This window comes from Sphingomicrobium sediminis, assembly GCF_023805295.1.
Taxonomy (GTDB): domain Bacteria; phylum Pseudomonadota; class Alphaproteobacteria; order Sphingomonadales; family Sphingomonadaceae; genus Sphingomicrobium; species Sphingomicrobium sediminis.
Genome location: NZ_JAMSHT010000001.1, coordinates 700,225 through 726,923 on the forward strand (window position 1 = coordinate 700,225; position 26,699 = coordinate 726,923).

16 protein-coding genes and 1 tRNA gene are annotated in these 26,699 nt (G+C 63.4%); 6 read left to right on the forward strand and 11 right to left on the reverse strand.

Going from position 1 to position 26,699, the window contains the following annotated elements:
* Positions 1 to 24 precede the first annotated feature (24 nt).
* Positions 25 to 1,251, forward strand: a complete 1,227-nt coding sequence (gene tyrS, locus NDO55_RS03440; protein ID WP_252112443.1) for a tyrosine--tRNA ligase — start codon at positions 25 to 27, stop codon at positions 1,249 to 1,251.
* On the opposite strand, the gene recG is transcribed toward tyrS, so the two are convergent.
* Positions 1,248 to 3,290, reverse strand: coding sequence for an ATP-dependent DNA helicase RecG (gene recG / locus NDO55_RS03445; protein ID WP_252112445.1), 2,043 nt, complete (start codon positions 3,288 to 3,290; stop codon positions 1,248 to 1,250). The two genes, tyrS and recG, sit on opposite strands and share 4 nt — an antisense overlap.
* Positions 3,291 to 3,381: 91 nt before the next feature.
* Between recG and NDO55_RS03450 the strand changes: the two genes are divergently transcribed.
* On the forward strand, positions 3,382 to 3,672 hold the full coding sequence (locus tag NDO55_RS03450) for a succinate dehydrogenase assembly factor 2 (protein WP_252112447.1): 291 nt from the start codon (positions 3,382 to 3,384) through the stop codon (positions 3,670 to 3,672).
* Positions 3,669 to 7,160 carry a transcription-repair coupling factor gene (gene mfd, locus NDO55_RS03455; protein ID WP_252112449.1) on the forward strand — a complete coding sequence of 1,164 codons (3,492 nt, stop codon included), beginning with the start codon at positions 3,669 to 3,671 and terminating at the stop codon, positions 7,158 to 7,160. Before NDO55_RS03450 ends, mfd begins: the two co-directional genes overlap by 4 nt.
* On the opposite strand, the gene NDO55_RS03460 is transcribed toward mfd, so the two are convergent.
* The gene (locus NDO55_RS03460; RefSeq protein WP_252112451.1) at positions 7,157 to 7,963 is read right to left on the reverse strand and encodes an EAL domain-containing protein; all 807 of its coding nucleotides are present in this window, start codon (positions 7,961 to 7,963) and stop codon (positions 7,157 to 7,159) included. The genes mfd and NDO55_RS03460 overlap by 4 nt on opposite strands.
* 128 nt (positions 7,964 to 8,091) lie before the next feature.
* Here NDO55_RS03460 and NDO55_RS03465 point away from each other — a divergent pair, with 128 nt between their 5' ends.
* Both NDO55_RS03465 and NDO55_RS03470 read left to right on the forward strand, forming a co-directional pair.
* Positions 8,092 to 8,874 carry an NAD kinase gene (locus NDO55_RS03465; RefSeq protein ID WP_252112453.1) on the forward strand — a complete coding sequence of 261 codons (783 nt, stop codon included), beginning with the start codon at positions 8,092 to 8,094 and terminating at the stop codon, positions 8,872 to 8,874.
* Between the two features lie 60 nt (positions 8,875 to 8,934).
* A tRNA-Asn gene (locus tag NDO55_RS03470) sits at positions 8,935 to 9,009 on the forward strand.
* A 132-nt stretch (positions 9,010 to 9,141) separates the two neighbouring features.
* Here the strand turns inward: NDO55_RS03470 and putA are convergent.
* The 4 genes from putA to addA all read right to left on the reverse strand — a co-directional run bounded on the left by putA (position 9,142) and on the right by addA (position 18,984).
* Positions 9,142 to 12,285, reverse strand: coding sequence for a bifunctional proline dehydrogenase/L-glutamate gamma-semialdehyde dehydrogenase PutA (gene putA, locus NDO55_RS03475; protein ID WP_252112455.1), 3,144 nt, complete (start codon positions 12,283 to 12,285; stop codon positions 9,142 to 9,144).
* A 10-nt stretch (positions 12,286 to 12,295) separates the two neighbouring features.
* Entirely contained in the window at positions 12,296 to 15,049 is a 2,754-nt protein-coding gene (gene secA, locus NDO55_RS03480) for a preprotein translocase subunit SecA (protein ID WP_252112457.1), read from the reverse strand.
* 123 nt (positions 15,050 to 15,172) lie between these two features.
* On the reverse strand, positions 15,173 to 15,493 hold the full coding sequence (gene trxA, locus NDO55_RS03485; protein WP_252112459.1) for a thioredoxin TrxA: 321 nt from the start codon (positions 15,491 to 15,493) through the stop codon (positions 15,173 to 15,175).
* An 86-nt stretch (positions 15,494 to 15,579) separates the two neighbouring features.
* Positions 15,580 to 18,984 carry a double-strand break repair helicase AddA gene (gene addA / locus NDO55_RS03490; protein WP_252112461.1) on the reverse strand — a complete coding sequence of 1,135 codons (3,405 nt, stop codon included), beginning with the start codon at positions 18,982 to 18,984 and terminating at the stop codon, positions 15,580 to 15,582.
* 59 nt (positions 18,985 to 19,043) lie between these two features.
* Here addA and NDO55_RS03495 point away from each other — a divergent pair, with 59 nt between their 5' ends.
* Positions 19,044 to 19,190 (forward strand): hypothetical protein, encoded by a 147-nt coding sequence (locus NDO55_RS03495; RefSeq protein WP_252112463.1) that lies wholly within the window; start codon positions 19,044 to 19,046, stop codon positions 19,188 to 19,190.
* Between the two features lie 7 nt (positions 19,191 to 19,197).
* Here NDO55_RS03495 and addB read toward each other — a convergent pair whose 3' ends face one another.
* The 5 genes from addB to NDO55_RS12060 are packed head-to-tail and all read right to left on the reverse strand — an operon-like array spanning position 19,198 to position 26,620.
* The gene (gene addB / locus NDO55_RS03500; protein WP_252112465.1) at positions 19,198 to 22,119 is read right to left on the reverse strand and encodes a double-strand break repair protein AddB; all 2,922 of its coding nucleotides are present in this window, start codon (positions 22,117 to 22,119) and stop codon (positions 19,198 to 19,200) included.
* A complete protein-coding gene (locus NDO55_RS03505) occupies positions 22,112 to 22,864 on the reverse strand; it encodes a nucleotidyltransferase family protein (protein ID WP_252112467.1) in 753 nt (250 codons plus the stop codon). Before NDO55_RS03505 ends, addB begins: the two co-directional genes overlap by 8 nt.
* Positions 22,861 to 23,865 carry an aminoglycoside phosphotransferase family protein gene (locus NDO55_RS03510; protein ID WP_425276877.1) on the reverse strand — a complete coding sequence of 335 codons (1,005 nt, stop codon included), beginning with the start codon at positions 23,863 to 23,865 and terminating at the stop codon, positions 22,861 to 22,863. Before NDO55_RS03510 ends, NDO55_RS03505 begins: the two co-directional genes overlap by 4 nt.
* A complete protein-coding gene (gene tsaE, locus NDO55_RS03515; protein ID WP_252112469.1) occupies positions 23,850 to 24,281 on the reverse strand; it encodes a tRNA (adenosine(37)-N6)-threonylcarbamoyltransferase complex ATPase subunit type 1 TsaE in 432 nt (143 codons plus the stop codon). The genes NDO55_RS03510 and tsaE overlap by 16 nt, the downstream gene beginning before the upstream one ends.
* Complete coding sequence (locus NDO55_RS12060) at positions 24,278 to 26,620, reverse strand: sensor histidine kinase (RefSeq protein WP_252112471.1); 2,343 nt, start codon at positions 26,618 to 26,620, stop codon at positions 24,278 to 24,280. Before NDO55_RS12060 ends, tsaE begins: the two co-directional genes overlap by 4 nt.
* Between the last annotated feature and the right edge of the window lie 79 nt (positions 26,621 to 26,699).

Sequence of the window (26,699 nt, forward strand, 5' to 3'; positions counted from 1 at the left end):
ACGTGCTGCTATCGGCTCTTTCCCATGACGACCTACAAAAGCGACCTGCTGCAGATTCTCTCGACCCGGGATTACATCCACCAGACCACCGATGCGGAAGGTCTGGACGAGCTCGCATCGAAGGAAGTGGTGACCGGCTATGTCGGGTTCGACGCGACCGCGCCGAGCCTGCATGTCGGCAGCCTCGTGCAGATCATGCTGTTGAAGCGGCTCCAGCAGGCCGGGCATCGCCCCATCGTCGTGATGGGCGGCGGGACGACCAAGGTCGGCGACCCTTCGGGCAAGGATGAAAGTCGCAAGCTCCTCACCCCCGACCTCATCCAGCAGAATATCGCTGGCATCCGTAAGGTCTTCGAGCGCTTCCTCGACTTCGATGATCCGAAGACCGGCGCCATCATGGTCGATAATGACGAGTGGCTGGGCGACCTCAACTATCTCGACCTGCTGCGAGATGTCGGGCCGCATTTCACGATCAACCGGATGATGACTTTCGACAGCGTGAAGCTGCGACTCGACCGCGAGCAGCCGCTCACCTTCCTCGAATTCAACTATATGATCTTGCAGGCGTACGACTTCCGTGAACTGAATGCGCGCTATGGCTGCCGCTTGCAGATGGGCGGGTCGGACCAGTGGGGCAATATCGTCAACGGGATAGAGCTGACGCGGCGCATGGGCGGCGAGGACGAATTGTTCGGCGTCACCACCCCGCTCATCACAACGGCCGATGGCAAGAAGATGGGCAAAACCGCCGCCGGCGCGGTCTGGCTCAATGCCGACCAGTTGAGCCCCTATGATTACTGGCAGTTCTGGCGGAATACCGCCGATGCCGACGTCATCAAGTTCATGAAGCTCTTCACCGATATCGAGCTTGGCGAGATTGACCGCTACGCGCAGCTCGAAGGCCAGGAGATCAACGAGGCGAAGATCGCGCTCGCCAATGCGACGACCGCGGTGCTGCATGGCGAGGAGGCGGCCAAGGAGGCGGCAGAGACCGCGCGTAAGACGTTCGAAGAAGGTGCAAGCGACGACAATCTGCCGAGCCTATCTACTGGCGGCGAAATCGGCGTGCTGGCCGCGCTGACCGGCCTCGGCTTCTGCGCATCGAATGGCGAGGCCAAGCGCAAGATCAAGGAAGGCGCGGTAAAGCTGGACGACCAGCCCGTAAGCGATCCGCAGCTATTGGTGACGGTGGCCGGCGATCCGGTGAAGATCAGCCTCGGCAAGAAGAAGCATGGCCTGCTGACGGCCTAGCCGCCCTTCAGCAATCCCACCGCCGCATCGCGTTCGAAGAGGTACAGGCACACACGTGCCGCCTGACCGCGCTCGCTGTCCAATCCACCATCGCGGCCGAGGAGCAATCGCGCATCGGCCTGCGCTGCAGGTGCAAGGCGGGTGATGTCCTCGGGTTCGGCGAGGCGGAAGACATGGTCACCCGATTGACGCGTGCCGAGGATTTCGCCGGGGCCGCGCAGGCGGAGATCTTCCTCGGCGATGCGGAAGCCGTCATTGGTCTCGCGCATCAGCGCCAGCCTTGCCCGCGCCGTTTCCGACAAATTCGATCCGCGCAGCAACAGGCAGCGGGACTTGGCCTCGCCGCGGCCCACGCGCCCACGCAGCTGGTGCAATTGCGCAAGGCCGAAATTCTCCGCGCTCTCGATAATCATCAGCGAGGCATTGGGCACATCCACGCCAACTTCGATCACGGTCGTCGCGACGAGGACAGCTAGGTCCCCGCGCGCAAAGCGCTCCATGACTGCATCCTTCTCCTCACCCTTCATGCGGCCGTGGACGAGGCCGACTTTGTCCCCCAATCGCGCCTTCAGCGCCGCCGCGCGATCTTCGGCCGCGGTCGCGTCGATCTTGTCGGATTCCTCGACAAGCGGGCACACCCAATAGGCCTGTCCGCCGGCTTCGACATGGCGCTCCAGACCTGCAACGACGTCGCCGAGACGCTCTTCGGCGACGACAAGCGTATCGATCGGCTTGCGCCCCGGGGGAAGCTCGTCGATCTGGCTGACCTCCATCTCGCCATATTGGGTCAGGGTCAGCGTGCGGGGGATCGGGGTCGCGGTCATCGCGAGCAAATGAGGCGGACGCTTCCCCTTCTCGCTCAGCATCAAGCGCTGCGACACGCCGAAGCGATGCTGTTCGTCCACCACGACAAGGCCGAGATCCTTGTAGGCGACGGCCTGCTGGAAGATGGCGTGGGTGCCGACCAGGATATGGATCGATCCGTCCTGTAGCCCCATCAATGTGCTCTCGCGGACTTTTCCTTTGTCGCGTCCCGTCAGAATGGCGACGTTCACGCCGATCGGGTCGCACAGCCGCTTGAGGCCGTCATAATGCTGGCGCGCTAGGATTTCCGTTGGGGCAAGCATTGCCGCCTGCGCGCCCGCCTCGACTGCTTCCAACATCGCCAACAGCGCCACCAGCGTCTTGCCCGACCCGACGTCACCCTGCAGCAGGCGCAGCATCGGCCGCTCCTGTGCCATATCGCCCTTGATCTCGGACACGCAGCGCGCCTGCGCACCGGTCAACTCGAACGGCAAATCGAGCTTGGCCGACAGGCTGCCGTCTCCCTCAAGAGGGCGGGTCGCGCGCCGCCGCGCTGACTGGCGGATCAGGAGCAGCGTAAGCTGGTTGGCGAAAATCTCGTCATAGGCGAGCCGGTGCCGGGCCGCCGTGGCATCGACGCTTTCATGCGCCGCATCGAGCGCCTGCTTCCAGTCCGGAAACTCCCGCTCCGACTTGACCGAAGGCTCGATCCATTCAGGCAGTTCGGGTGCGCGATCCAGCACCTGCTTTGCCAAATCGCGCATCCGCTTGTTGGTGAGCCCCTCGGACAAGGGATAGACCGGCTCACGCAGCGGCGGATCGGCATCGACCACGTCGGGATGCACCATCTGCAGCTGGTCGCCATAGGCATCGAGCTTGCCCGAGATGCGCTTGGCCTCGCCGAGCGGCAGCTGCTTTTTCGCCCAGCCCGGATTGTTGAAAAAAGTGAGCGCGACCATGTTGCCGTCCGTGTCCGCAGCATAGATACGCAGCGGCGCACGGCCTCGCCCATCGCGCAGATCCATGGGCGTCAGCGTAATGACGACGCGCTGGCCGACCAGGTGATGCCCTAGCCGGTTCGTCGCGATCCGCTGGATCATGCCGGTGGGAAGATGGAATGCCATATCGACCGCGCGCGTCAGCTTGAGTTTCGCCAACGCCTTGGCGATCTTGGGCCCCACCCCGTCCAGCGCCTCGGTCTCGGCGAACAATGGCTGAAGAATTTCCGGTCGCATGCTTTGGTCTGCCTAGCGAAAAGGAACGCGCGCGCCTACATGGCGATTACATCAATGACCCTGCGCGGAAATCCGGGCGGGGCGCATAGCTATGGAGCGTATTCAAATGGACGAGCGGCAGAAGCGGGACAAGCTGGGCGCCCTCAAATATCGCAGCCATCATCGCGGGACGCGCGAGGCCGACATGATGATCGGCGGCTTCTTCGACCGCTACCAGGCCGAGTTCACCGAGGCCGATATGGACTGGTTCGACATGCTGCTCACCGAACAGGATGTGGACATCATGGCCTGGGCGATCGGTACTGCCGAGGCGCCGGTGCGCTATCGCGGCCCCATGCTCGACAAGCTCCAGAAGCTCGATTTCATCAGGATTGCCCGTTGAGCGACAAGATTGCCTCCATTCTCAAGGCCGATGCGCAGCTGACGCTGGCCGCCACGCCGTCAGGTTACCTCCCCTGGCTGGCGAGCGATCTCGCGCGCGCTGCTGCCGATCGTGGCGGTCGCGCATGGCTCGTTTGTTCGGACGATGCGGCGCTGCGCGCTGTTGCCGACACGGCGACGCTCTTTGCGCCCGAGGTGCAGGTGATCACGCTCCCGGCATGGGACTGCCTACCCTATGACCGAGCCAGCCCCGCATTGAAGGTGATGGCCGACCGCATGGGGGCACTTGCCCGGATCGCGCGGACGCCCAAGAAACCACAACTGGTCGTCACCACTGCCAATGCGGTCGCCCAGCGGATGCTCTGCCCCGATCGTATTGGCGGCCTGGTGAAGCGCCTCAAGGAAGGCAGCGAGATCGAGCGCGAGAAGCTGATCGCGCTCTTGCAGGCCAATGGCTATGCCCGCGTCGATGCCGTGCATGATGCCGGCGAGTACGCCGTCCGCGGCGCGATCGTCGATCTCTACCCCGCTGGCTTTTCCAGCGGCGTGCGCCTCGATTTCTTCGGCGACGAGATCGAGACGATGCGCGCGTTCGATCCCACCGACCAGCGCTCGACGGGGCGGATCGACGGCTTCACGCTCATGCCGGCATCCGAGGCCTTGCTCGACGAGGACAGCATCAAGCGCTTCCGCAGCCGTTATCGCGAGAAGTTTGGCGCCACCGGCACCAGCGACCCGCTCTACGAAGCGGTCAGCGAAGGCAGACGCATGGCGGGCATGGAGCATTGGCTGCCATTGTTCGAGGAAACACTCGCGGACATCACCGATTATGTCGGCGACAAGGACGTCGTCCTGCGCGACGCGAATGCCGATGCGGCGCTGGGGTCGCGCCTGGAAGCTGTCGAAGACTATTTCCAGAACCGCCGCCGTGTCGAAGCTGCCGAGGCCGGCACCTATCGCCCGCTCGCGCCCGATGCGCTCTATCTCAGCGACGAAGAATGGAAGGGCATCAAGGCCGAAACGCCGATCCATCTCGCCACCCCGTTCCCCGCTCCCGACGGCGATACCACGATCGACATGGACGTATCGGGACCGCGCGACTTCGCACCCGAACGCGCGCAGAATGCCAATGTCTATGAGGCCGTCGCCGAGCATATCGGCAAACTCACTAGCGATGGCCGCACCGTCATCCTCGCCAGCTATTCCGAAGGCGCGCGCGAACGGCTCGATGGCCTACTGAAGGATCATGGCGTCGACGCGCGCCGCATGGCGGAAAGCTGGCAGGAGGCGCTAGGTGGCAAGGCGCCCGCGCTCATGGTCCTGCCGCTCGACCATGGTTTCACCACGAAGAACGTTGCGGTCCTGTCAGAACAGGACATGCTCGGCGACCGCCTGGTGCGCCGCGCCAAGCGCAAGAAGAGCGCCGACGCCTTCCTCGCCGAACTCTCGGCCATGACGCCCAGCGACCTCGTCGTCCATGAAGAGCATGGCATCGCCAAATATGAGGGGCTGACGACCATCGATGTCGGCGGCAGCCCGCATGACTGTGTCGCGCTCGAATATCATGGCGGCGACAAGCTCTACGTCCCGGTCGAGAATATCGACATTCTCTCGCGTTATGGCGGGGCCGATGAAGGCGTGAGTCTCGATCGCCTGGGCGGCGAAGCCTGGCAGCGGCGCAAGGCCAAGATGAAGGAGCGTATCCGCGAGATTGCCTCTAAGCTCATCAAGGTCGCCGCCGAACGTGCACTCCGCGAAGGCCAGCCCATGGAGGCCGACAGCGCCTTCCCCCAATTCGTCGACCGCTTCCCGTACGAGGAGACGGATGATCAGGAAAAGGCGATCGGCGAGGTCCTCGAGGATCTCTCGTCGGGCAAGCCGATGGACCGCCTCGTGTGCGGCGATGTCGGATTCGGCAAGACCGAGGTTGCGTTGCGCGCTGCCTTTGTCGCGGCCATGTCGGGCCAGCAGGTCGCCGTGGTCGCGCCGACCACCATCCTTGCCCGCCAGCACTTCCAGAATTTCATGGAGCGCTTCCAAGGCTTCCCGATCAAGATCGGCCGCCTGTCGCGCCTCGTAGGACCCGCTGAGGTGAAACGCACCAAGGAAGGCCTCGAGAAAGGCGACATCGACATCGTCATCGGCACCCATGCCCTGCTCGGCAAGAGCGTGAAGTTCAAGCGCCTCGGTCTCGTGATCGTCGACGAGGAGCAGCATTTCGGTGTCGCGCACAAGGAACGTCTGAAAGCTCTCAAGTCTGATGTGCATGTCCTGACGCTTACGGCCACGCCCATCCCGCGCACCCTGCAAATGGCAATGACCGGCCTGCGCGACCTCAGCGTGATCATGACGCCGCCGGTAGACCGCCTTGCAGTGCGCACCTACGTGATGCCGCGCGATCCGGTGGTGATCCGCGAGGCGCTGTTGCGCGAACATTATCGGGGCGGGCAGAGCTTTTATGTCGCCCCGCGCATCGCCGACCTGCCCGACATCGAGGAATTCCTCCGCGAGGAAGTGCCCGAGGTGAAATATCTCGTCGCGCACGGCCAGATGAGCCCGACCGAGGTCGAGGAGCGCATGAGCGCCTTTTACGACCGTAAATATGATGTGTTGCTCTCGACCAGCATCGTCGAAAGCGGGCTTGATATCCCGAGCGCCAATACGCTCATCGTCCATCGCGCCGACCGCTTCGGCCTCGCCCAGCTCTATCAGCTACGCGGCCGCGTCGGACGATCGAAGACACGCGCTTATGCCTATTTGACGACGCCCGAGCCGCATCTCGTCAGCGACAGTGCGGAGAAACGCCTGCAGGTGCTCGCCAATCTCGACAGCCTCGGCGCGGGTTTCCAGCTTGCCAGCCACGATCTCGACCTGCGCGGCGCGGGCAACCTGCTCGGCGACGAACAATCCGGTCATATCAAGGAAGTCGGCTTCGAACTGTACCAGTCGATGCTCGAGGAAGCGATCGTGCAGTTGAAGGCCGATGGCGGCGCCGAAGTCGCGGGCGAGAGCCTCAATCCGCAGATCAACGTCGCCGCGCCGATCCTCATCCCGGACGACTATGTCGCCGATCTCGACCTGCGCATGGGTCTGTATCGCCGTCTCGGCGATCTGGAGAGCCGCGCCGATATCGATGCCTTCGCCGCAGAGCTGATCGACCGGTTCGGCAAGCTGCCACAGGAAACGCAGAACCTGCTTGAAGTCATTGAGATCAAGATTAATTGTCGCAAGGCGCGCATCGCGAAACTCGACATTGGTGCCAAGGGTGCGGTGGTGACCTTCGCGAAGGACGGTTTCCCCGACATTCAGGGCCTGATCGCCTATATTGAGCGTCTCAAGGGACAGGCAAAGCTGCGTCCCGATGGCAAGATGGTGCTGTCGCGGCACTGGCCGGGTGAATATGACCGGATCAATGGTGCTCTGATGCTGTCGCGCGGCCTCGCCAAGGTGGCGCGCAAGGCGCAGAAGAAGGTGCCGGAGCCGGCCTAGCTCTTGCGGTTGGCAAAGCCGACGAAGCGGCCCAGCGCGTCCTCGTCGAGCGGCCCGGACCCCAGGAAGCCCTGGTAGAGATCGGCGCCCCATTCGGCGAGCAAATCGAGCTGCGCCGCATTTTCGACGCCTTCGACGACCGTACGCAGCCCCAATTCGCGGGCAAGATTGATTAGCGCGCGCACCACGATGCGATCCTTCTCGCCGCCCACGATCTCGGCCACCAGACCACGGTCGATCTTGAGTGTGTCGATGGGCAGGCTGGTGAGGTAGGCAAGGCTCGAATAGCCCGTCCCGAAATCGTCGATCGCAATGCGGATGCCGGTGGCGCGCAGGCGCGACAGGCGACGCGCGGCCTCGGGATGATTGGCGATGCTGCCATTTTCGACCAATTCGACGGTCAGGCGGCTCGGGTCGAAACCGCTACCGCGCACTCGCTCGAGGAAAATGTCGACGAAATCGCGCTCGAGCAATTCGCTGGGCAGGATATTGATCGACAGCCCGATCTTGGAGAGATCGCCCGTCCAGCGCGCTGCCCGTTCCAAAGCCTCGAACTGGATGGCGCGAGACAAGGCGGCGTCCAGCTCGGCTTCTCTCGCCCGTGCAAACAGTCGATCCGCGCCCGCCCCGGCGCCGTCCCAGCGCGCCAGTGCCTCGGCTGCGATCACGCGGCCGGTGCCAAGGTCGATCATCGGCTGATAATGGATGGAAATAGCGCGCTCGACCAAGGCCTCGAACAAGGCAGGGTCGCGCTGCGTGGCTTCCGTCCGGGCCGGTCCTATGCGCTGTTTCGGGCTCAACATGGCCATTTTTTGCGCTTTTCGGCCGCGGAACGAAAGGCCCGTGGCGGCATTGCCCCTTTCTGAGACAGTAGCGCTGGCACCCCCTCCCCGCTAAGCAGGGCGACATGTCAGGGCGCGAAGGGGATTTCATGAGCCAGGAAATGCGGATCGGACTAGCCGTGTCGAGCAAGCAATCGGCGCAGGAATCCGCAGAATTGCTGCGTTCCAGCTATGATTTCGTACCCGTCGAGCAGTCCGATACCGTCCTTGCACTGGGCGGCGATGGGTTCATGCTGCGCACGCTTCACCAGATGCTGGAAGAAGACATGCCGATGCGCCCGGTCTTCGGCATGAACCGCGGCACCTTTGGCTTCCTGATGAACCCATGGGCCGAAAATGGCCTTATGGAGCGTATTTCCAAGGCCAAACCGATCGACATCCTTCCCTTGAAGATGGTCGCGCGGACCGTCCATGGCGAAGAGGTCACGCGGCCCGCCATCAACGAAATATCGCTGCTGCGCGAGACGGGACGCACCGCGAAGATCGAGATCGAGGTCGCCGGACGGCTCGCGCTGGAGGAATTGGTCAGCGACGGCGTGATGGTGGCGACGCCTGCGGGCTCGACGGCCTACAACCTCTCTGCCGGCGGCCCGATCCTTCCCTTGTCGGCGAACATGCTCGCGCTCACGCCGATCAGCCCGTTTCGCCCGCGCCGCTGGCCCGGGGCGATCCTGCCCGAGGATACGGCGGTGCGCTTCCGCGTCCTGACCCCCGAAGACCGCCCGGTTTCCGCGGTTGCCGACCAGTTCGAGGTGCGTGATGTGGAAAGCGTCGAGGTTAGCCTCGACCGCAGCCGGCCCCTAACCTTGCTGTTCGATCCCAACCATGCGCTCGACGAACGCATCGCTCTCGAACAATTCGAAGTCGGCTAAAAAACCCGCTTGCATCATGCCGCGAGTGCGGTATACGCCCTGCCACTGCCTTCGGGCTGCTCCCCGATAGCTCAGCGGTAGAGTAGGTGACTGTTAATCACTTGGTCGTTGGTTCGAATCCAACTCGGGGAGCCATTTTTCTCACAAGCCACCGAATGGAACGACAGCGAACGCAGTGAGCGTCGTTGCATGAGAGCTGGCGCGTGCGGACGTTCTGCGCGTAGCGACAGGACCGACGGGGTCAGGCCGCCCTGACGCCTTCAGCCTCTAACCCTCCAAACTCGCCATCAAGCTCGCATTGCCGCCTGCGGCGGTCGTGTCGATGCAGGTCACGCGTTCGGTCGCGAAGCGTTCGACATAGTGCGGGCCGCCGGCTTTCGGACCCGTCCCGCTCAGCCCCTCGCCGCCGAACGGCTGCGATTCGACGACTGCGCCGATCTGGTTGCGGTTGACGTAGAGGTTGCCGACGCGCGCATGCTTTTCGACATAGCGACGATTGAGGTCGATGCGGCTCTGCAGGCCCAACGTCAGGCCGTAGCCCGTACCGTTGATCGCCTCGACCACCTTGTCGAGCTCGCCCGCTTTCCAGCGAATGATGTGCAGGATCGGGCCGAAATTCTCGCCGATCAGCTGTGACAGATGCTCGATCTCGTAGATGCTCGGCGACACATAATAGCCGTGCGCGTCGCTCTCTTCGGGAATATCACGACGAACAATGCGGACCGCGTGATGGTCGAGCCAGTCGAGATGGCGGCGCAGCGCCTGGCGCGCCTGCGCATCGATCACCGGGCCGACATCGGTCGTCAGTTCGCGCGGATCACCGATCGTCTGCGCTTCCAGTGCGCCGCCGATCATGCGGATCATCTCGTCGGCGACATCTTCCTGGATATAGAGGACACGCAGCGCCGAACAACGCTGGCCGGCCGACTGGAAGCTCGAGGCGACCACGTCGCGGGTCACCTGTTCGGGCAAGGCCGAACTGTCCACGATCATCGCATTCTGCCCGCCCGTTTCGGCGATCAGCGGCACGATCGGGCCGTCCTGGCGGTCGGCGATGGTGCGGTTGATGATCCGCGCCGTTTCGGTCGAGCCGGTAAAGGCGACGCCCGCCGTCAGCGGGTGGCTGACCAAGGCAGCGCCTACCTTGCCGTCGCCCGGCATGAGCTGGACGATCTCGCGCGGAATCCCCGCCTGGTGCATCAGCCAGATGGCATAGTCGGCGATCAGCGGGGTCTGCTCCGCAGGCTTGGCCATGACCGCATTGCCGGCGGCGAGCGCTGCGGCGACGGGGCCGGTGAAGATGGCCAGCGGGAAGTTCCACGGGCTGATGCACGTCCAGATGCCGCGGCCATGCAGGCGCAGCTCGTTCTGCTCGCCCGTCGGCCCCGGCAGCGGGGTCGGATGGGTGAATTTGGCGCGCGCCTCGCTCGCATAATAACGCAGGAAATCGACCGCTTCGCGAACTTCGAGGATCGCATCGGGCAGCGTTTTGCCGGCTTCGCGGATGCACAGCGAGAAGAAGGTCTCGGCATGCTCCTCGAACAGGTCTGCGGCCTTGTCGAGCAGCTGCGCGCGCTTTTCACCGCCTAGCTGGTCCCAGCCTACCTGCGCCTTGGCGGCAGCTTCCATTGCGCGGTCGATCGCACCTTCGGTGGCCTCATGCGCGATTCCGACTTCGATGCGGTCGTCATGCGGGCTGGTGATGCGGCGCACCGGATGCTCGCCCATCGCTTCTTCGGTCGGTTGGGCTTCATACGTTTTGGACGAAAGCGCGTGAAGACGCTCCATCAGCGGTTCGCGCACCAGCGGATCGCTGAGGTCGACGCCAGCGCTATTCTTGCGGCCGAGACCAAAAATCTGGTCGGGCAGCGGGATGGCCGGATTACGCTTGGGCTCAATGCTATCCATCAGCGAAACCGGATCGCGGACCAGTTCATCGACGCTGACACGGTCATCGGCGATGCGATTGACGAAGCTCGAATTGGCGCCGTTTTCCAGGAGGCGGCGCACGAGGTAAGCGAGCAACTCTTTGTGACTGCCGACCGGCGCGTAGATCCGCACCGGGCTCGGCTGCTCACCGATATTCTCTTCGAGCGCGTGGAGCTCGGTATAGAGCTCGTCACCCATGCCGTGCAGTCGCTGGAATTCGAAGCCGGGATTTCCGGGACGCGGCCCTGCCAGCGCCTTGATCGCGCCGATCGTATTGGCGTTATGCGTCGCGAAAGCCGGGAAGACAGCCTCGGGCGCGGCGAGCAACACCTTCGCACAAGCGAGATAGGAGACGTCGGTCGCCAGCTTGCGCGTGAAGACCGGATAATCTTCTAGGCCGGCAACCTGCGCGGCCTTGATCTCGGTATCCCAATAGGCGCCCTTAACGAGGCGCACGAACAGCTTGCGGCGATATTTGCGCGCCACATCGACGGCCCATTGCGAGACGTGCACGCCGCGCTTCTGGTAGGCCTGGATGGCGAGGCCGAAGCCTTCCCAGCCATCAGCGAACAGCTCGTCGTCCGCAGCGATCGCTTCGATCAGGTCGAGGCTGAGTTCGAGGCGATCGGCTTCTTCGGCATCGACCGTCAGATGCACGTTCGCCTTGGCCGCCTTTGCAGCAAGATTGCGCAGGACCGGCAGGATCGCCGCCTTGGCTTCTTCGGCATGCGCCCATTCATAGCGCGGATGGAGCGCTGAGAGTTTCACCGAAATACCCGGCGCACCGTGGAACGTGTCGCGGCGCCCTTCCTGCGCGAGGCGGTCGATGGCAGCCTCATAGGCCCTAGCATAGCGGTGCGCATCGAAATGCGTCATTGCCGCTTCGCCGAGCATGTCGAAGCTGTGGCTGAGACCGCGCTTCATTTCGGGCGCAGCGCGCTTCAGCGCTTCGTCGATGCTCCGCCCGAACACGAACTGCTTGCCGAGGATCTTCATGGCCTGGCCAACGGCCTTGCGGATGACGGGCTCGCCAAGTCGGCCGACCGCACGGCCCACCGCGGACCGCCAGCCTTCCGCCGTATCATTTGCTTCCTCGAGCACCTTGCCCGTCATCAGCAGCGAGAATGTCGCCGCATTGACGAAGGTCGAGCGCGAGCTGCCGAGCTTTTCGGCCCAGTCGGGACCAGCCAGCTTATCGTGGATGAGGTCGTCGATGGTCTCGGCATCTGGAACGCGCAGCAGCGCCTCGGCAAGGCACATCAGCGCAATGCCCTCGTCCGAACCGAGGTCATAGGCCTGCATGAAGGCGTCGATGCCGACGGGCTTATGCTCGCGCATCGCCTTGATGAGGCTGGCCGCCATGGCTTCGGCCTCTTCGGCCTGTCCGGCAATGAGCCGCGCCTGCTCGATGCGCTCGGCTACGATAGCATTCTCTTCGGCCCGATAGGCCTTGCGAAGCTCAGCCCGGTCGATCCCGCTCATCCGCGGCGCCTCAGACGAGCGCGCCATGGCAATGCTTGTACTTGCGTCCCGAACCACAGGGACACGGCGCATTGCGGCTCGACGGGGGCGTGAATTCGCCTTCGGGTGCGGCGTCCATCACGGCCTTCGGTGCATCCGGCTGCGGGCTCTGTCGCGGCGGCAGGCTCGAGCGGATCGCACCGGTGGCGGCGTCGATATCAGCCGTGTTGTCGTCGCCCGACAGCGGGTCGAAATGGCTGGTGATGAAGTCGGGCAGCGCCTGCTCGACCGGCGGCGCCTTCGGCGGCTCGACCTGGATCTTGGCCTTCAGCAGCGTCTTGGTCACTTCTTCGCGGATCGTCACCATGAGATGCTCGAACAGCAGGAAGGCCTCCTTCTTATACTCGTCGATCGGCTTCTTCTGCGCGTAGGAGCGCAGGTGGACGACCTGGCGAAGGCTGTCGAGCGTCGCGAGATGCTCCTTCCAGTGCGTATCGAGCGCCTGGATGAGGACCTGCTTCTCAGCCTGCGCCCAGCGCTCACTCTCGAGATCCTTGAGCTTCTCGTCCATCTTCTCGGAGGCCATCGCGATGAGGCGGTCGATGAAGATTTCCTGCTCGACCGTATCTTCCTCGATCCACTGTTCGACCGGCGCGTCGATGTCGAGGACGTCCTTGATGCCTTCCTTGAGGCCATCGACGTCCCACTGCTCGGGGAAGCTACCCGGCGGGGCGTAATGATGGACGAGCGCGTCGACCGTGTCTTCGCGGAATTCCTCGACGATATCGCCGACGGTTTCGGCATCCATGACATCGGCGCGCATCTCGTAGATGACCTTGCGCTGGTCGTTCATCACGTCATCGAATTCGACGACCTGCTTGCGGATGTCGTAGTTGCGCGCCTCGACCTTCTTCTGCGCGGTCTCGATGGCTTTCGAAATCCACGGATGGGTGATCGCCTCACCATCTTTGAGGTTCTTGTTCATCAGCTTGGCAAAGGCCGCCTGCGGACCGAAGATGCGCAGCAGGTCGTCGTCGAGGCTGAGGTAGAAGCGCGAGACGCCGGGATCGCCCTGGCGACCGGCACGACCGCGCAGCTGGTTGTCGATGCGGCGGCTTTCGTGACGCTCGGTGGCGAGAATGAACAGGCCGCCATTATCCTTCACCTGCTGGCGTTCGGCCGCGACCTCTTCCTTGATCTTTTCGATCGCCTTGTCCTTGGCCGGACCGTCTTCCATCTCGCCGAGCTCGTCCTCGATGCGGAATTCGACATTGCCGCCCAGCTGAATGTCGGTGCCGCGGCCCGCCATGTTGGTGGCGACCGTCACCGCGCCGATGCGGCCGGCCTGCGCGACGATATGCGCTTCCTTTTCGTGGAAGCGGGCGTTGAGGACGCTATGCTCGATCCCGCGCTTGGCGAGATATTCGGCGAGCATTTCGGACTTTTCGATCGAGACCGTACCAACCAGCACCGGCTGACCGGCGTCCTGGCGTTCCTTGATCTCCTTGGCGATGGCGTCGAACTTGTCGCTCATCGTCTTGTAGAATTCGTCTTCCTCGTCGATCCGCTGGATCGGGAGGTTGGTCGGGATCGAGACGACGTTCATGCCGTAGATGTCGGCAAATTCGGGAGCCTCGGTGAGCGCCGTACCGGTCATGCCCGACAGTTTGGGATACATGCGGAAATAGTTCTGGAAGGTGATCGAGGCGAGCGTCTGGTTCTCCGGCTCGATCTTCACACCTTCCTTGGCCTCGACCGCCTGGTGCAGGCCGTCGGACCAGCGGCGACCGTCCATCATGCGGCCGGTAAATTCGTCGATGATCACGACCTTGTCGTCCTTCACGACATAGTCGGTGTCCTTCTTGAACAGGACGTTGGCCTTCAGGGCCTGCTGGACGTGGTGCACGACCTGCGTGTTGACGACGTCATAGAGGTTGGTGCCCTCGATGAGACCCTCGCGCTCGAGCAGGCGCTCCATCTTCTCGGTACCGTCTTCGGTGAGGACAACGCTGCGCTGCTTCTCGTCCTTCTCCCAATCCTCTTCCACCAGCGTCTTCACCAGCGCGTCGATGGTGACATAGAGTTCGGACTTGTCCTCGGTGGGACCCGAAATGATGAGCGGTGTACGTGCTTCGTCGATGAGGATCGAGTCCACTTCGTCGACGATCGCATAACTGAACGGGCGATGGACCATCTGAGCGCGGCTCATCTTCATGTTATCGCGAAGATAATCGAAGCCGAGCTCGTTATTGGTCGCGTAAGTGATATCCGCCTTATAGGCCTCGCGGCGATCATGCTCCATCATGTTGGGGATGATGACGCCGACGGTCAGGCCTAGGAACTGGTGGACCTGTCCCATCCATTCGGCGTCGCGCTTGGCCAGATAGTCGTTGACGGTGACGACATGGACGCCCTTGCCGGGAATGGCATTGAGATAGGCCGCCAGCGTCGAGACGAGGGTCTTGCCCTCACCCGTACGCATTTCGGCAATCTCGCCGCGATGCAGCGCGATGCCGCCGATCATCTGAACGTCATAGTGACGCTGGCCCAGCGTACGCTTCGCCGCCTCGCGAACCACCGCAAAGGCTTCGGGCAGCAGGTCGTCCAGGCTCTCGCCAGCCTCGTGGCGGTCGCGGAACTGCTGGGTCATACCCTGCAATTCCTCGTCGCTCATGGCCTCGTAGGTCGGCTCGTGGCCGTTGATCGTGTCGACGATCTTGCGCAGCTTGGCGACATAACGGTCGTTGGACGAACCGAAGAGCGATTTGGCGAGGCCGGCAATCATGGAGTTTCCCTAGTGTGTTTCGCTGTCGCGGCAGACTTCACGAACTGGCCGCGATAATAAGAAAAATGGTCGGGCGCGATGTAGGCACGACCCGACCATTCGTCAATCAAACAAGGCTTGCGCTTAGAGGGCGCTTTCGACCCATTGCTGGATCTGGCCACGCGGCGCGGCGCCCACTTTCTGGGCTACCGCTTCGCCATTCTTGAACAGCACCATGGTCGGAATGCCGCGCACGCCATAGCGGCCGGGTGTTTCCGGGTTTTCGTCGATATTGATCTTAGCAATCGTCAGCTTCTCGCCCAGCTCTTCCGAAATCTCTTCCAGCGCCGGCGCGATCATGCGGCACGGACCGCACCATTCCGCCCAGAAATCGACGAGCACGGGCTTGTCGGACTTAAGAACGTCGGCTTCGAAGCTCTGGTCGGTGACGGCGGTAGTGGCCATGATGATCAATCTCCAAATTTGTTTGCTTGACCCGCCATATGGGGCGCTCGCCCCCAATGCTCAAGGGATGTCGCTCGCGACGCGCCTCAATCGAGCGTCAGGAGGGTCGGGCCGGCGCTATAAAGAAGATGCGCGCGCACCTTCTTTCCGGGGAAAATGACGGCGAGCGCGTCGGCATAAGCCTTCATTTGCGCTCGATAGGCGCGCGGGATCTCATCGACGCTCGCAGGGATGTTGAGCCCGGTTTTGTAATCGATCACGTCGACCCCGTCGTCGGTGACCAGCAGTCGGTCGACCGTCCCCGCGATGACCCGGCCATCTTCGAGCGTCGCAGCAAGCGGTGCCTCGGCGAGCGAGCCCGGTCCGAACAGATGGGCGAACCGATCGTCCTCGATCACGCCGAGGGCCGCATCGATGAGGGCTTCTCGTTCAGCAATGTCGACCACTGCGTGACTATGTTCGAGCCATGCATGGGCCCGATCGCGTCGGTCCGCCGCTTCAACCTGCGGAAGGCGCTCCAGCAAGGCGTGGATCAACGTGCCGCGACGCGCCGCCTGTTGCTGCGATGCGTCCATCGGCGGGAATGTCAGTTCATCTTCGCCCTCGATGGCCGACGGGGAAAGCGGGCGCGGCGGGCGCGCTTCCTGCGGCGCCGGGTCACGCAGCCAGGCCGGCAGGTCGGTCGGCTCGCTCGTCGCACTCGACCTACGTCCTCCAGGCACACGAGACCCTCGCGAAAGGGCAAGGCCTTCCTGTTCCCCTTCCCACGGCGCGGGAATCGAGACCGTGTCCTCCATTCCTTCCATGGTCTGGCGCACCTGTGCGTGCCAGCTTTCGTCCGACACCTTGGCGGGTTTGTTGACGCTGCGCGGGCGCGGCATCGTGCCGGCCACGATCAGGCGATGCTCGGCGCGGGTCATGGCGACGTAAAGCAGTCGCCAATGCTCCTCGCGCTCCTTCGCCTCGATCACCTCCATCTGCTGCTCGAACGGAGCGGTGAGTTCGTTGCGGCTCTTGCTCGGCCTGATGATCGGCAGGCGCCCCACCGGATCGAGTTCGAATTGCACCGGGCCATAGACCCCGCCCTGGTCCGGGTCCCAGGTCGCGTCGCCAAGGATGACAACGGGCGCCTCCAGCCCCTTAGAGCCGTGCACGGTCATGACGCGCACCTGGTCGCCTACCCCTGCAGACTCACGTTTAATCTCGGTATCATCGCTCGACATGCGGTCGAGGAAGGCGTCGAGCGAGGCCGTCTCGCGCGCTTCGAAATCTAGTGCCTGCCCGAGCAATTCGTCGATCGGATCGCGCGCCTCCTCGCCGAGGCGTTTCATCAGCTTGCGCCGCCCATCGAGCGGACCGGACAGGATGGTCTCCAGGAAAATTGCAGGCCCGACATAATCCGCCATCGCCAGCATGCGCGACAGACCTTCGACAGCCGTCCTGGCATCCTCTCCATCATCCCGGCGAAGGGCGTCCCACAACGTCCCCTCGCGTCCGATTGCCAGCTCCTGCAGTCGCTCCTGCGACCATCCGAACAGCGGCCCGACCAGCAAGCAGGCAAGCGAGAGGTCATCACGGGGTTGGCTGGCAAACCGCATGGCTGCGAGCAGGTCCTGGACCGCCAGAGGTCGCGCGAGAAAGAGACGGTCGATGCCTGCAACCGGTACACCTGCCGCGAAAAGCCGAGCGACGATCAACGAGGCAAGCTCGCTGCGTCGCCGAAGGAGGATCATGATATCGCCGGGCTGGACGCCCTCCTCATCGACCATCTTCTTGACCGCATCGGCCATGGCCCCGGCGAAGGCGCGGTCCCGCTTGTCGGTCCAATTCTCCTCGCCGCCAACCGCGTCTTCGTCATCTTCTTCCAGCACGAATGGCGGCCACAATTCGACGCGGCTTCTCACGTCCTCCATGCGGTCGCTGACGCGATGCGGTGCCGGCATGTCGGCAAGGCCCATCGTCTCGGGCCGGATATGCGCAATCGTCGCATTCACGAGATCGAGAATGGCGGGCGCAGAGCGGAAGCTCGTCCCGACCTGCAATTCCTCGAAGGCCAGCGGATCATCGTTCTCGTTGGCCGCCGCGATATTTGCATCGGCAAGCTCTTTGAACCGCGCGCGGGCTGCATCGAATTGCTGCGGGTCGGAGCCTTGGAAGCCATAGATGGCCTGCTTGAAATCGCCGACCATGAAGAGCGTGCGAAAGCGCTCCTCGACCTCGCTGTCACCGGTGAAATATTCGTCCACCAGCGCCTGGATGATCGCCCATTGGTCGGCATTGGTATCCTGCGCCTCATCGACGAGGACATGATCGATCCGCTGGTCGAGCTTGAAGCGAACCCATTCGCCAATGCCTGGCTGATCGAGCAGTCGAAGCGTCCAGTCGATCAAATCGGAAAAGTCGGCAAGCCCGCGCGCCCGCTTTGCCTGCGCGTAAGCGGAAACGAAACGCGAAGCCGCGCGAAGGCTCGCCCCGGCATCGCGCGTCCATTCCAGCACAGGACCCAGACGCACGAGCGGCAACCACCATTCGCGGAATTGCTCGGCGTCGGCGGGATAGTGTTCGTCCTTGGGACCGTTCTTGGCGAGATTGCCTTCGCCAGTGACGATGCCGGACGCAAGCTTGGGCAACAACGCGACCCGCTTTGCAGCCGATGCCTCACTGAACTCCCGCAGCCGCGCCGCCGCCGCCGCACCTGTTTTTGTCGCCCAGCCCTCGTGCGCCGCGATCATCCGGTCGAACAGGCCGCCATCGATCTGCGCAATCCGCTGCGCCAGAATGGCGTCGGGATCGCCGGTTTCCGGCAAGTCCGCAAGGGCACGAAGCCAACGTTCCGGGTCACCTTCTAGAGCCAGTTTCTCGAATGCCCGCGCATGCCCTGCCGCACTGCGCAGATACCCGGTCGCCGCATCCTGACCCATGCGCAGGCTCATCGTTGCGAGATCGTCGAGGAACTGGCGATCCTCGGGACGGGGCGAAGTCTCTGCGCTCGCGGCCAGATCGGCGAGGACCTGTTCTGCAAGTTCGTCCGCGGCCTGATCGTCGATGGCCTCAAAGCCGGGCGCAATGCCGGCTTCGGCGGGAAAGGATGCGAGCAGGCTCTGCGAGAAAGCGTGGATCGTCTGGATGCGCAGGCCGCCCGGGGTATCGAGCAATTCGGCGAACAGCCGACGCGCCCGCGCCTGCGTATCGGCATCGGTCGGCTCGTTGAGGGCGGCAAGATCGGCACGCAACTTCTGTTCGTCGAGGCGCACCCAATCGGCGAGCCGCGAGGAAATGCGTTCAGCCATCTCTGCGGCGGCCGCCTTGGTGAAGGTCAGGCACAGGATGGCGCCGGGCGACACGCCGCGCAGCAATAGCCGCAGCACGCGCGATGTCAGCACATGCGTTTTCCCGGTCCCGGCAGAGGCCGACAATGCAGCATGGCCCGACGGGTTGGAGGCCCGGTCTTGCGTGCCCATCAACGGGTGGAGGCGATCGATCCCGCTCATGCCCGCACCTCGCCGCTTTGCCCCTTTGCAACCACCGATCCCGCGCCTACATGGCCTCCATGAGCGAGAAAAAGACCGACGCAGAGTCGAAGCAGAAGCGTGACAAAGCCATCAAGAAAGCCGGCGTTGCCGTCGGCATAGGCTCGGCCGCCATCGTGGCCGCGCTCCTCTATGCCAATCGCCGCAAGAAGGGCCCCAAGGCGTAGGTCGAGCTCAGGCGCCGCGGCCATACCATTCCTCCAGGCGCATCAATTGGTCATAGTCCCGATACGGGGCGTAAGCGGGGTTGAGCTTCGCCGTGAACGGTTCGTAGCCAGCGAGATAGTCGGCCACGAGCCGCTTGAGATGTGCATCGGTTTCCGCGAGATAGTCTTGGACGTCGCCTTCGTTGGCCGCAAGCCGCGAGCCGAACGTGCCGCGTTCCTTTGCCAGCTTCCAATATTCCAGCGCTGCAGGGGTGCCCTGCCCGGTCTCGAAGCCCCCTGCCTCGGCGATCAGGCCCAACAGTCCCAGCTGTAGCGCGAAACCCGCTTTCAATGCGTCGCGTTTGGGTGAGCCACCGGTTTTGTAGTCGATGATTGCGGGCGAGCCGTTGGCACATCGATCGATGCGATCCGCAATGCCGTACAATGTCACCCCGTGCAGCACCGCCTCGCCCTTGAGTTCGGTCGCGGCAGGCACGCGATTTGCTGCAATGTCTGCCGCGATTTGCTGCGCAACATATTCGGCCCCTTCACGCAAACGCGGGCCCCATAGAGCACGCAGCATCGGGTGGATCGCATCGTCGGCCAACATCCTTTCGAGGCGCGGCATGATGGTGTCCGGATCGGGCCCATCCTGCTTGAACCATTCATCGAACAGGTCATGGACGCGATTGCCCTGCCAGGCCGCAATCTGGCGGCTCTCGACCGGATCGAGGGCACGCAGGCCCAGGATGCGTTGCGCATAGAAAGCGTAGGGATCGGCACGCAGTTTCTCGACTGCCGTGACGGGCAGCTTGCGCGGTCGGTGCTCGGCCGGGACCAGCGGCATGGGTCGCTTGACGGGTTCGTGGGTGCCGGGACGGTCGATAGCCTGGGCCAATTCGACCAGTTCGTCATCGCGTGGCAGGCCGGCACTCATCGCTTCGAGCCGTAGAAGGAAACGCGAGGCAATGGTCGGCGCCGACCGATCGCGCACGGCCCGCGTCAGCAGCACCTCGGGCGCCCCCAGCGTACTCATGAAATCATGACCGGCAAGGCCGATGCGATAATCCAGCCCGGGAAGACCGAGAATGCGGCGCAGGCGTGGCGCCAGCCATGGGTCGGTACCGCTATCGGCAGGCCAAACACCTTCGTTCAGGCCGCCCAGTATCATCACGTCCGACTGCAGCAAGCGCGCTTCGAGCAAACCGAGTATCTGGATGCGGGGATGGCCTTGATAGGGCGGCCGCACACGCGCGCCCGACATCAAGGCACGAATGCCCGCAAGCTGCTCATTCTTCGCCAGAACAAGCTGGTCGCTGCCTGCCGTATTCTCGATGCGCTCGATCCAGACCGACAATTCGCGCCCGGCCGCACCCTGCCAGAGACGGTCGCCCGCAAGCACATGCCCCGCTTCGCGAAGCGCCCCGGCAATTTCGCTGATGCTCCTCGCGCCGCGCAGCAAATCGATTGCCTGTTCGACGGGCGGACGCAATCGGCCCCACGCCTCGCGGTCGGCATCGCTACGCAACATTGTCTCGATGCCGTCCAGGCCCGCAGGCGGGCGCGGGCCGCGAAGCGCGAGGTCGAGCCGCCTGACATCGCGGAGCCAGTCGCCGCGCGCCGGCCCATCGCCACCGACTAGCGGATGCTTGAGCAGCGACAGGAGCGTGATTGGGCTCACATCCTCTTCGGCCAAGGACATGAGATGCTGCAACAGGATGGCAGGCGTGGTTTGCTCGAGCGGATCGCCGGCACTGTCATCGGCATCCACTTTCCAGCGCTTCAGGATCGCGCTCACCCGGCGCGCCAACATGCGGTCCGGAGTCACCAGAGCTGCGGTCTTGCCCGGCGTTTCTAAAACCTCGCGCAAGCGAATGGCGATGCCCATCGCCTCGCTAGCCGGATCGGGGAAGATGGCGGCCTTCACACCCTGACCCAAGCGCCGGTCGATGGCTTCAAGTTGCTGCCACTTGTCTGTGAAGCGCGCAGCAGCAAGCGCGTTGGTGACGGCACGGCTGCGCTCGGGCGCTGACGCAGCTTCACCACGCCGATGCCATTCGCGGACTTCCCCGCGTCCCACCTTCATGCGGTCGAGGAGCAATCGGAGATGATATTGCGGATGCGCCAGCATCGTTGTGGAAGGCACACTCACACCATCCTCGCGATCCTTGGGCTTGAGCGCCGCCCATTCCTCTTCCGGCATGTCGCGTTCACGTGCCAGCGCGGGCAGCACGATCATGCCGTCGGGCAACCGAGCAATCGTGCCGAGGAGTATTGCGACAGCAGGTGCCGTGGTCGTGATACCTGCGGCGACCACATAACCGGTCGGCGGCGATGCCTTCCAGCGATCGCTTAGGGCGCCCAGCAGGCGATTACGACGCTCGGCCAGGTCGATCCGCCCGCGTTCAGCCAGCAATTCAGGCCAGGCATCGACGATCAGCCCGAGTTTCTCGAACAGGCGCTGCCAGTGCGCTTCCAACTGCTGGCTCTCTTGGCGGAGCGCCAAGAGCTCGCGAGGGCTAACCTGCTCCACCGTTAGCTGGTCAAGCGTGCGCGCGAGGTCGGCGGCCTCCTTCAATGCAGCGACGGTCCCCTCCTCGCGCCCCCGCGACAGGATGGACGCCAGCAGGAACAAGCGCTCTTCGGGATCGATTGCCGGTGGCACTGGATCGCCGTCCAGCGGGTCCAACGCAGTGCCGAGCCGATCGCCCAATTCCGGGTCGCCGATGGGCACGAGGCGGGGCAGCAGTGTCCCTTCGCCTGCTGCCCGGACGAAGGCGTCGCGCAAACTGCGCGCTGCACGATTGGTCGGTACCAGCACCGCGCCGCGCGCCAATGACATGGGATCATGCCCATGCTTGGCAATCAGCCCGGCGGCGAGCGCATCGACGAAGCTGCGATGTGGAGGGATTGAGAAGACGGCGGGATCGCCCGCTTCATCTCTACTCATCGAGCAATAGGATCTCGGTCTGCGTGATGGCTCGCGGCGTCCCGACATCGAACCAGAGGCCCTGATGCACGGCCCCGAACAGGCGCCCTTCCTCGATCGCACGGTCCCACAGGATATTGGTCGAGAAGGCACCATCCGGCGCATCGCGCAGCAGGCGTTTCGACATGATCTGGATACCGGTGAACACGTAGGGCGCGATCTTGCACCGCGCACGGCGCGAAACACGGCCTTCACGGTCCAAATGAAAGTCGCCCGCCCCATTATGATTATGCGCTCGTGCATGCGGCACCAGCAGGAGCAGCGCATCCATCCGCTCATCATCCCAATGGCTGGCGAGCAGCGCCAGACTATCGCACGGCCCATCGACCCAGAAATTGTCGCTGTTCAACGCGAGAAAGGGATCGGCGTCGATCATCGGGAGCGCCTGCTTGAGGCCGCCACCGGTTTCCAGTAATTCGCGTCGTTCGTCGGACACCTTGATGTCGAGGCCTTCGACGGTGTCGAGATGGCCCTCCAGTGCATCGGCGAGATAGTGCACGTTGACAACCACCTGCTCGACACCCGCAGCACGCAAGCGGTCGAGGACATGGTCGATGAGCGGCTTTCCGGCCAGTTCGACCAGGGGTTTTGGGCGTGTCGCGGTCAGCGGGCGCATGCGTTTGCCAAGGCCGGCAGCCATGACCATCGCGGTCTTTGGAATGGCAGCCTCGACCGCTGGACGGATGGACAGGGCCTGCCGGTTCATGCGCGTTCCTCTTCCCATGCCTCGGCCCGAAGCGCTGTCGGGACATGCGCATCGAACCAGTCCGCCACAGGCTTAAGCGCGGGATGCGACAGGTTGCGTTCAACCAGACCCCAGACGCGCGACTGCCATTTCAGATAATTGGGCTTGCCGTCGCGTTTCCAAAGGCGCGTGAAGATGCCGAGGATCTTCACGTTTCGCTGCGCGCCGAGCACCTCGTAATCAGCAAGGAATTGATCGCGATCGAGGTCGCTGCGGAGATCTAGGAAATGGTCGCGCATCTGTGTTTCGAGGCTCGGCGCCACATCGCGCCGCGCATCCTGTAGCAGCGAAACGAGATCGTAGGCCGCGTGACCGGCCAGCGCGTCTTGGAAATCGAGCAAGCCGAGACGCCCATCGTCCAACAACATGAGATTGTCGGCATGGTAGTCACGCAGCACGAGGACCGGATGCTCGGCAGTGCGCTTTGCCACGTCATTCCATGTCTGGCGCCATGCTGCATGCCAGCCTTCCACATCGACTTCGCCTTGCCCGACGGCGGGCAGATACCAATCGGTGAACAGGTCGACCTCACGGGTCAGGACGGCTTCACCATAGAGCGGCAGATCGTTGGGCAACGGCGCTTCCTGAACGCGCACCAACTCATCGACTGCTTGGCGATAGATTTGGGGTTCGTCCGCCTCTGCCTTGGCTAGGACCGGTGCCACCCTTTTGTCCCCGAAATCCTCGAGCAGAAGCAAACCGGCGTCGAGATCCTTGGCGAGGATGCGCGGCGCACGAATGCCCTGAGCATCGAGATGTTCGGCAATCTGGATGAAGGGCCGCGAATCCTCATGTTCGGGCGGCGCATCCATCAGCACGGCATCGCCATGATCGGGATGATGGACACGAAAATAGCGGCGGAAGGAAGCGTCGCCTGCCAGCGGATGGATTTCCGCGCCTTCCCACCCTGCCTGAGCGAGGAAATGGGGCGCGGTTGTGGGGGGCTTCATCGGAACGGCCATCGCTCTTTCCAAGCTGGCGGGACGGTCGAAGTCAAGCGGCGTACGCCCTGTTCTTCATCGCGCTCGATGCGCAGCTGCAATGCGTGGTCCCAGCGCCCTGCCTGTTCGGGCCATTCGACGAACAAGACTGCGTCGGAAAGATCGTCGAGACCCAATTCCATCAACTCGGATTCGCGTTCGAGGCGATAGAGATCGACATGCCAGACAGGCGGGTCGAGATGTTCGTAGGGTTGGACGATCGCGAAACTCGGGCTCGGCACTTCGCCCTCATGGCCCATCGCCTCGAGCGCGCCGCGGACGAGACTTGTCTTGCCAACGCCCAGTTCGCCGGAGAGCGTGATCACATCGCCCGCTCGTACCAGCTTGGCGAGTTCGGCACCGATGGCGCGGGTCGCCGCTTCGTCGGCGAGCCTCACTTGCTGCTCCGCGGAATGACCATGGTGACGGCGGTGCCCGCGCCAGGCTCGGACACCAGTTCGACCGATCCGCCATGGGCTTCCACAAACTGTCGTGTGAGCGGCAGGCCAAGGCCGAGCGCCGCCTCACCGCGCTCACCAGCTTGGTTGCGGTGGAAACGGTCGAACACCTGCCCCTGCTCGGCCGGATCGATGCCCGGACCGTCGTCGACGATGGTAATGAAGGCATTATCGTCATTGCCGGCCGCCTTGACCGTGATTGTCGCGCCATTTCCGGCATAGGTGACGGCGTTCTGGATGACATTCTCGATCGCTTCGCGAAGGCGACGCGCATCGCCAGTCACCGTGCCGACAGATTTCTCGATTTCGAGGCTAAGCGACTGCTCGCGCTCCTTGGCGCGTGCCTTGAAGCCTTCCGCCGTGGTTTTGGTGAGGCCGCCAAGATCGACGCGTTCCTGCTCCAACTGCAGTGCGCGGCCTTCGGTGCGAGTGAGATCGAGTACGCGGTCGACCATGCGCGACAGACGCTCGACCGAGACGAGGATGGCTTCGACATATTCCTTGGCGGGGTCGGAAAGGTCGCCGGCATAGCCTGCTGCCAGCATCTGGCCGAAACCGCCGATCGAGGTGAGCGGGGTGCGAAGTTCGTAGCTCATATTGGCAACGAAGTCGGTCTTCACCGCATCGGCCGCCTCAAGTGCGCTGGCGCGTTCGCGTAGCGCTGCTTCGATGCGCAGGCTGTCGGTGATATCGACCATCGTGAAGAGCGCATTGCCATCGGGCAGCGGCACGGCGGCAAATTCGAAGCCGCGACCGTCGGTAAGCGTGATACGCCCCGATCCCGACTGACGGCCGCTCGAAGTAGTCGAACGGACCAATTCGCGGATCTGCGCCGCTTCGGTAGGATTGACGAGCTTCTTGGCCATGGCCGGGACGAGTTCGTCGACGCGCGGATGTTCGGAGAGCCAACTCTCGTCCAATCCCCACAGCTGCGAGAAGCGACGATTCCAGAGGTAGAGGCGCCCATCCGAGGCGAACACGCTGATGACTTCGAAGAGGTTGTCGAACGTCGCCGCACGCACGCGCAGCAACGTGTCCCGGGCACTGGCGAGGCGCACCTGTTCGGTCCGGTCCTCAAGGATCAGGCGCAGGCCGCCATTAGGCAGTGGCTGTCCGACGACGCGAAGGTGATCACCATTGGCGAGGATCCAGTCTTCCTCGATCAATTCCTCGGTCGCAGTGAACCAGCCACGCCGCTCGACCTTCCAACTGGGATAGTCGCGCACTTCGGGCACCCGGCCCTTTTCGCGCATGGCATCGAGCAGACGGTCGAATTCGATGCCCTCGTCTAGTTCTTCGGTTTCGAGCTGGCTCATGATGGCGAAGGGCTGGTTATAGAAGCTCAAGCGACCATCAGGATCGAATTGCGCCGCACCCGCCGCCATGCGGTCGGCAAGCTCGCGCTGCGACTGGATATTCTGCGACAGTTCGTAGCGCGCGTCTTCGAGATCCTGGATGTCGAGCGCGAAGCCCGCCACCGCGCCCGTCGGCAAGGGCACGTCGACTACGCGCATCATCCGCCGTTCACCGGCAATCGTCGCAGGCTGCGTGCGCGAATATGGTGCCTGCTTTTCGAGCGCCGTGACTGCACCCGAGCGCGCGCTCTTCTCACCTGTGCCGTCGATCAACTCGACGCCGCGCGCGATGACTTCTGCAGCATCCTCGGCCTCCACGGCGGCCACGAATGCCGAGTTGATAAGCCCGAGGCTGAGATCGGGCCCGCGATACCACATCGGGAATGGCGCGCTCTCGATGAGGTGCGTCAGGCTGTCGAGCGCATTTTCGGTCTGGGTCAGCCGCTGCGCGAGCTGGCGCTTGCGCTCTTCGGCTTCGCTAATGTCGATCATCCAGGCGAGAATCGCTCCCGGCGTGCCCCCTGCCCCGGTCAGCTCACCCTTCAGCGCGAAGATGCGCCCGTCATCGCATTCGATCGTCGTATCGAGCGGTTCGCCGCTTTTGCGCACCTGGTCGAGGCTCGCGGCGAGCGCTTCGACTTCCTCGCTCGGGATAATGCTTCCCTCTGCCAATGCCGCAAGACTGTCGGGATCGCTTCGCAACAACAAGGTGTCGCGCAACAGGCTGTCCATCTCGACCCGCCCGCCCGGGTCGAAGACGACCGCGCGCGCCGGCGAGCGTTCGATGAGGTCATGGAGCGAGCGCGATGCCGACAGGATATCGCGCGCTCGCTTGAGGCGCCGCGCCGCGATCAGGGTCATCACGACCGCCAGCCCGACCCACAAAGCGAGCAGCACCGGAAGGATGATGTCCTGGTTCAGCAATGAAGGCCTCGGGCGCGCATGGATGAAAGGGTTAGGCAAGCGCGCACCATCCGCCAAGCTTTTTGGCGCAAAAGCGCAA

Excerpts from the sequence above, each read along its gene's own strand:
- NDO55_RS03495 (WP_252112463.1), top strand. The coding sequence starts at position 19,044 with ATGAGCGAGAAAAAGACCGACGCAGAGTCGAAGCAGAAGCGTGACAAA.
- trxA (WP_252112459.1), bottom strand. The coding sequence starts at position 15,493 with ATGGCCACTACCGCCGTCACCGACCAGAGCTTCGAAGCCGACGTTCTT.
- putA (WP_252112455.1), bottom strand. The coding sequence starts at position 12,285 with ATGAGCGGGATCGACCGGGCTGAGCTTCGCAAGGCCTATCGGGCCGAA.
- NDO55_RS03460 (WP_252112451.1), bottom strand. The coding sequence starts at position 7,963 with ATGTTGAGCCCGAAACAGCGCATAGGACCGGCCCGGACGGAAGCCACG.
- addA (WP_252112461.1), bottom strand. The coding sequence starts at position 18,984 with ATGAGCGGGATCGATCGCCTCCACCCGTTGATGGGCACGCAAGACCGG.
- recG (WP_252112445.1), bottom strand. The coding sequence starts at position 3,290 with ATGCGACCGGAAATTCTTCAGCCATTGTTCGCCGAGACCGAGGCGCTG.
- secA (WP_252112457.1), bottom strand. The coding sequence starts at position 15,049 with ATGATTGCCGGCCTCGCCAAATCGCTCTTCGGTTCGTCCAACGACCGT.
- tyrS (WP_252112443.1), top strand. The coding sequence starts at position 25 with ATGACGACCTACAAAAGCGACCTGCTGCAGATTCTCTCGACCCGGGAT.
- NDO55_RS03465 (WP_252112453.1), top strand. The coding sequence starts at position 8,092 with ATGAGCCAGGAAATGCGGATCGGACTAGCCGTGTCGAGCAAGCAATCG.
- addB (WP_252112465.1), bottom strand. The coding sequence starts at position 22,119 with ATGAGTAGAGATGAAGCGGGCGATCCCGCCGTCTTCTCAATCCCTCCA.
- NDO55_RS03450 (WP_252112447.1), top strand. The coding sequence starts at position 3,382 with ATGGAGCGTATTCAAATGGACGAGCGGCAGAAGCGGGACAAGCTGGGC.
- NDO55_RS03505 (WP_252112467.1), bottom strand. The coding sequence starts at position 22,864 with ATGAACCGGCAGGCCCTGTCCATCCGTCCAGCGGTCGAGGCTGCCATT.
- NDO55_RS03510 (WP_425276877.1), bottom strand. The coding sequence starts at position 23,865 with ATGGCCGTTCCGATGAAGCCCCCCACAACCGCGCCCCATTTCCTCGCT.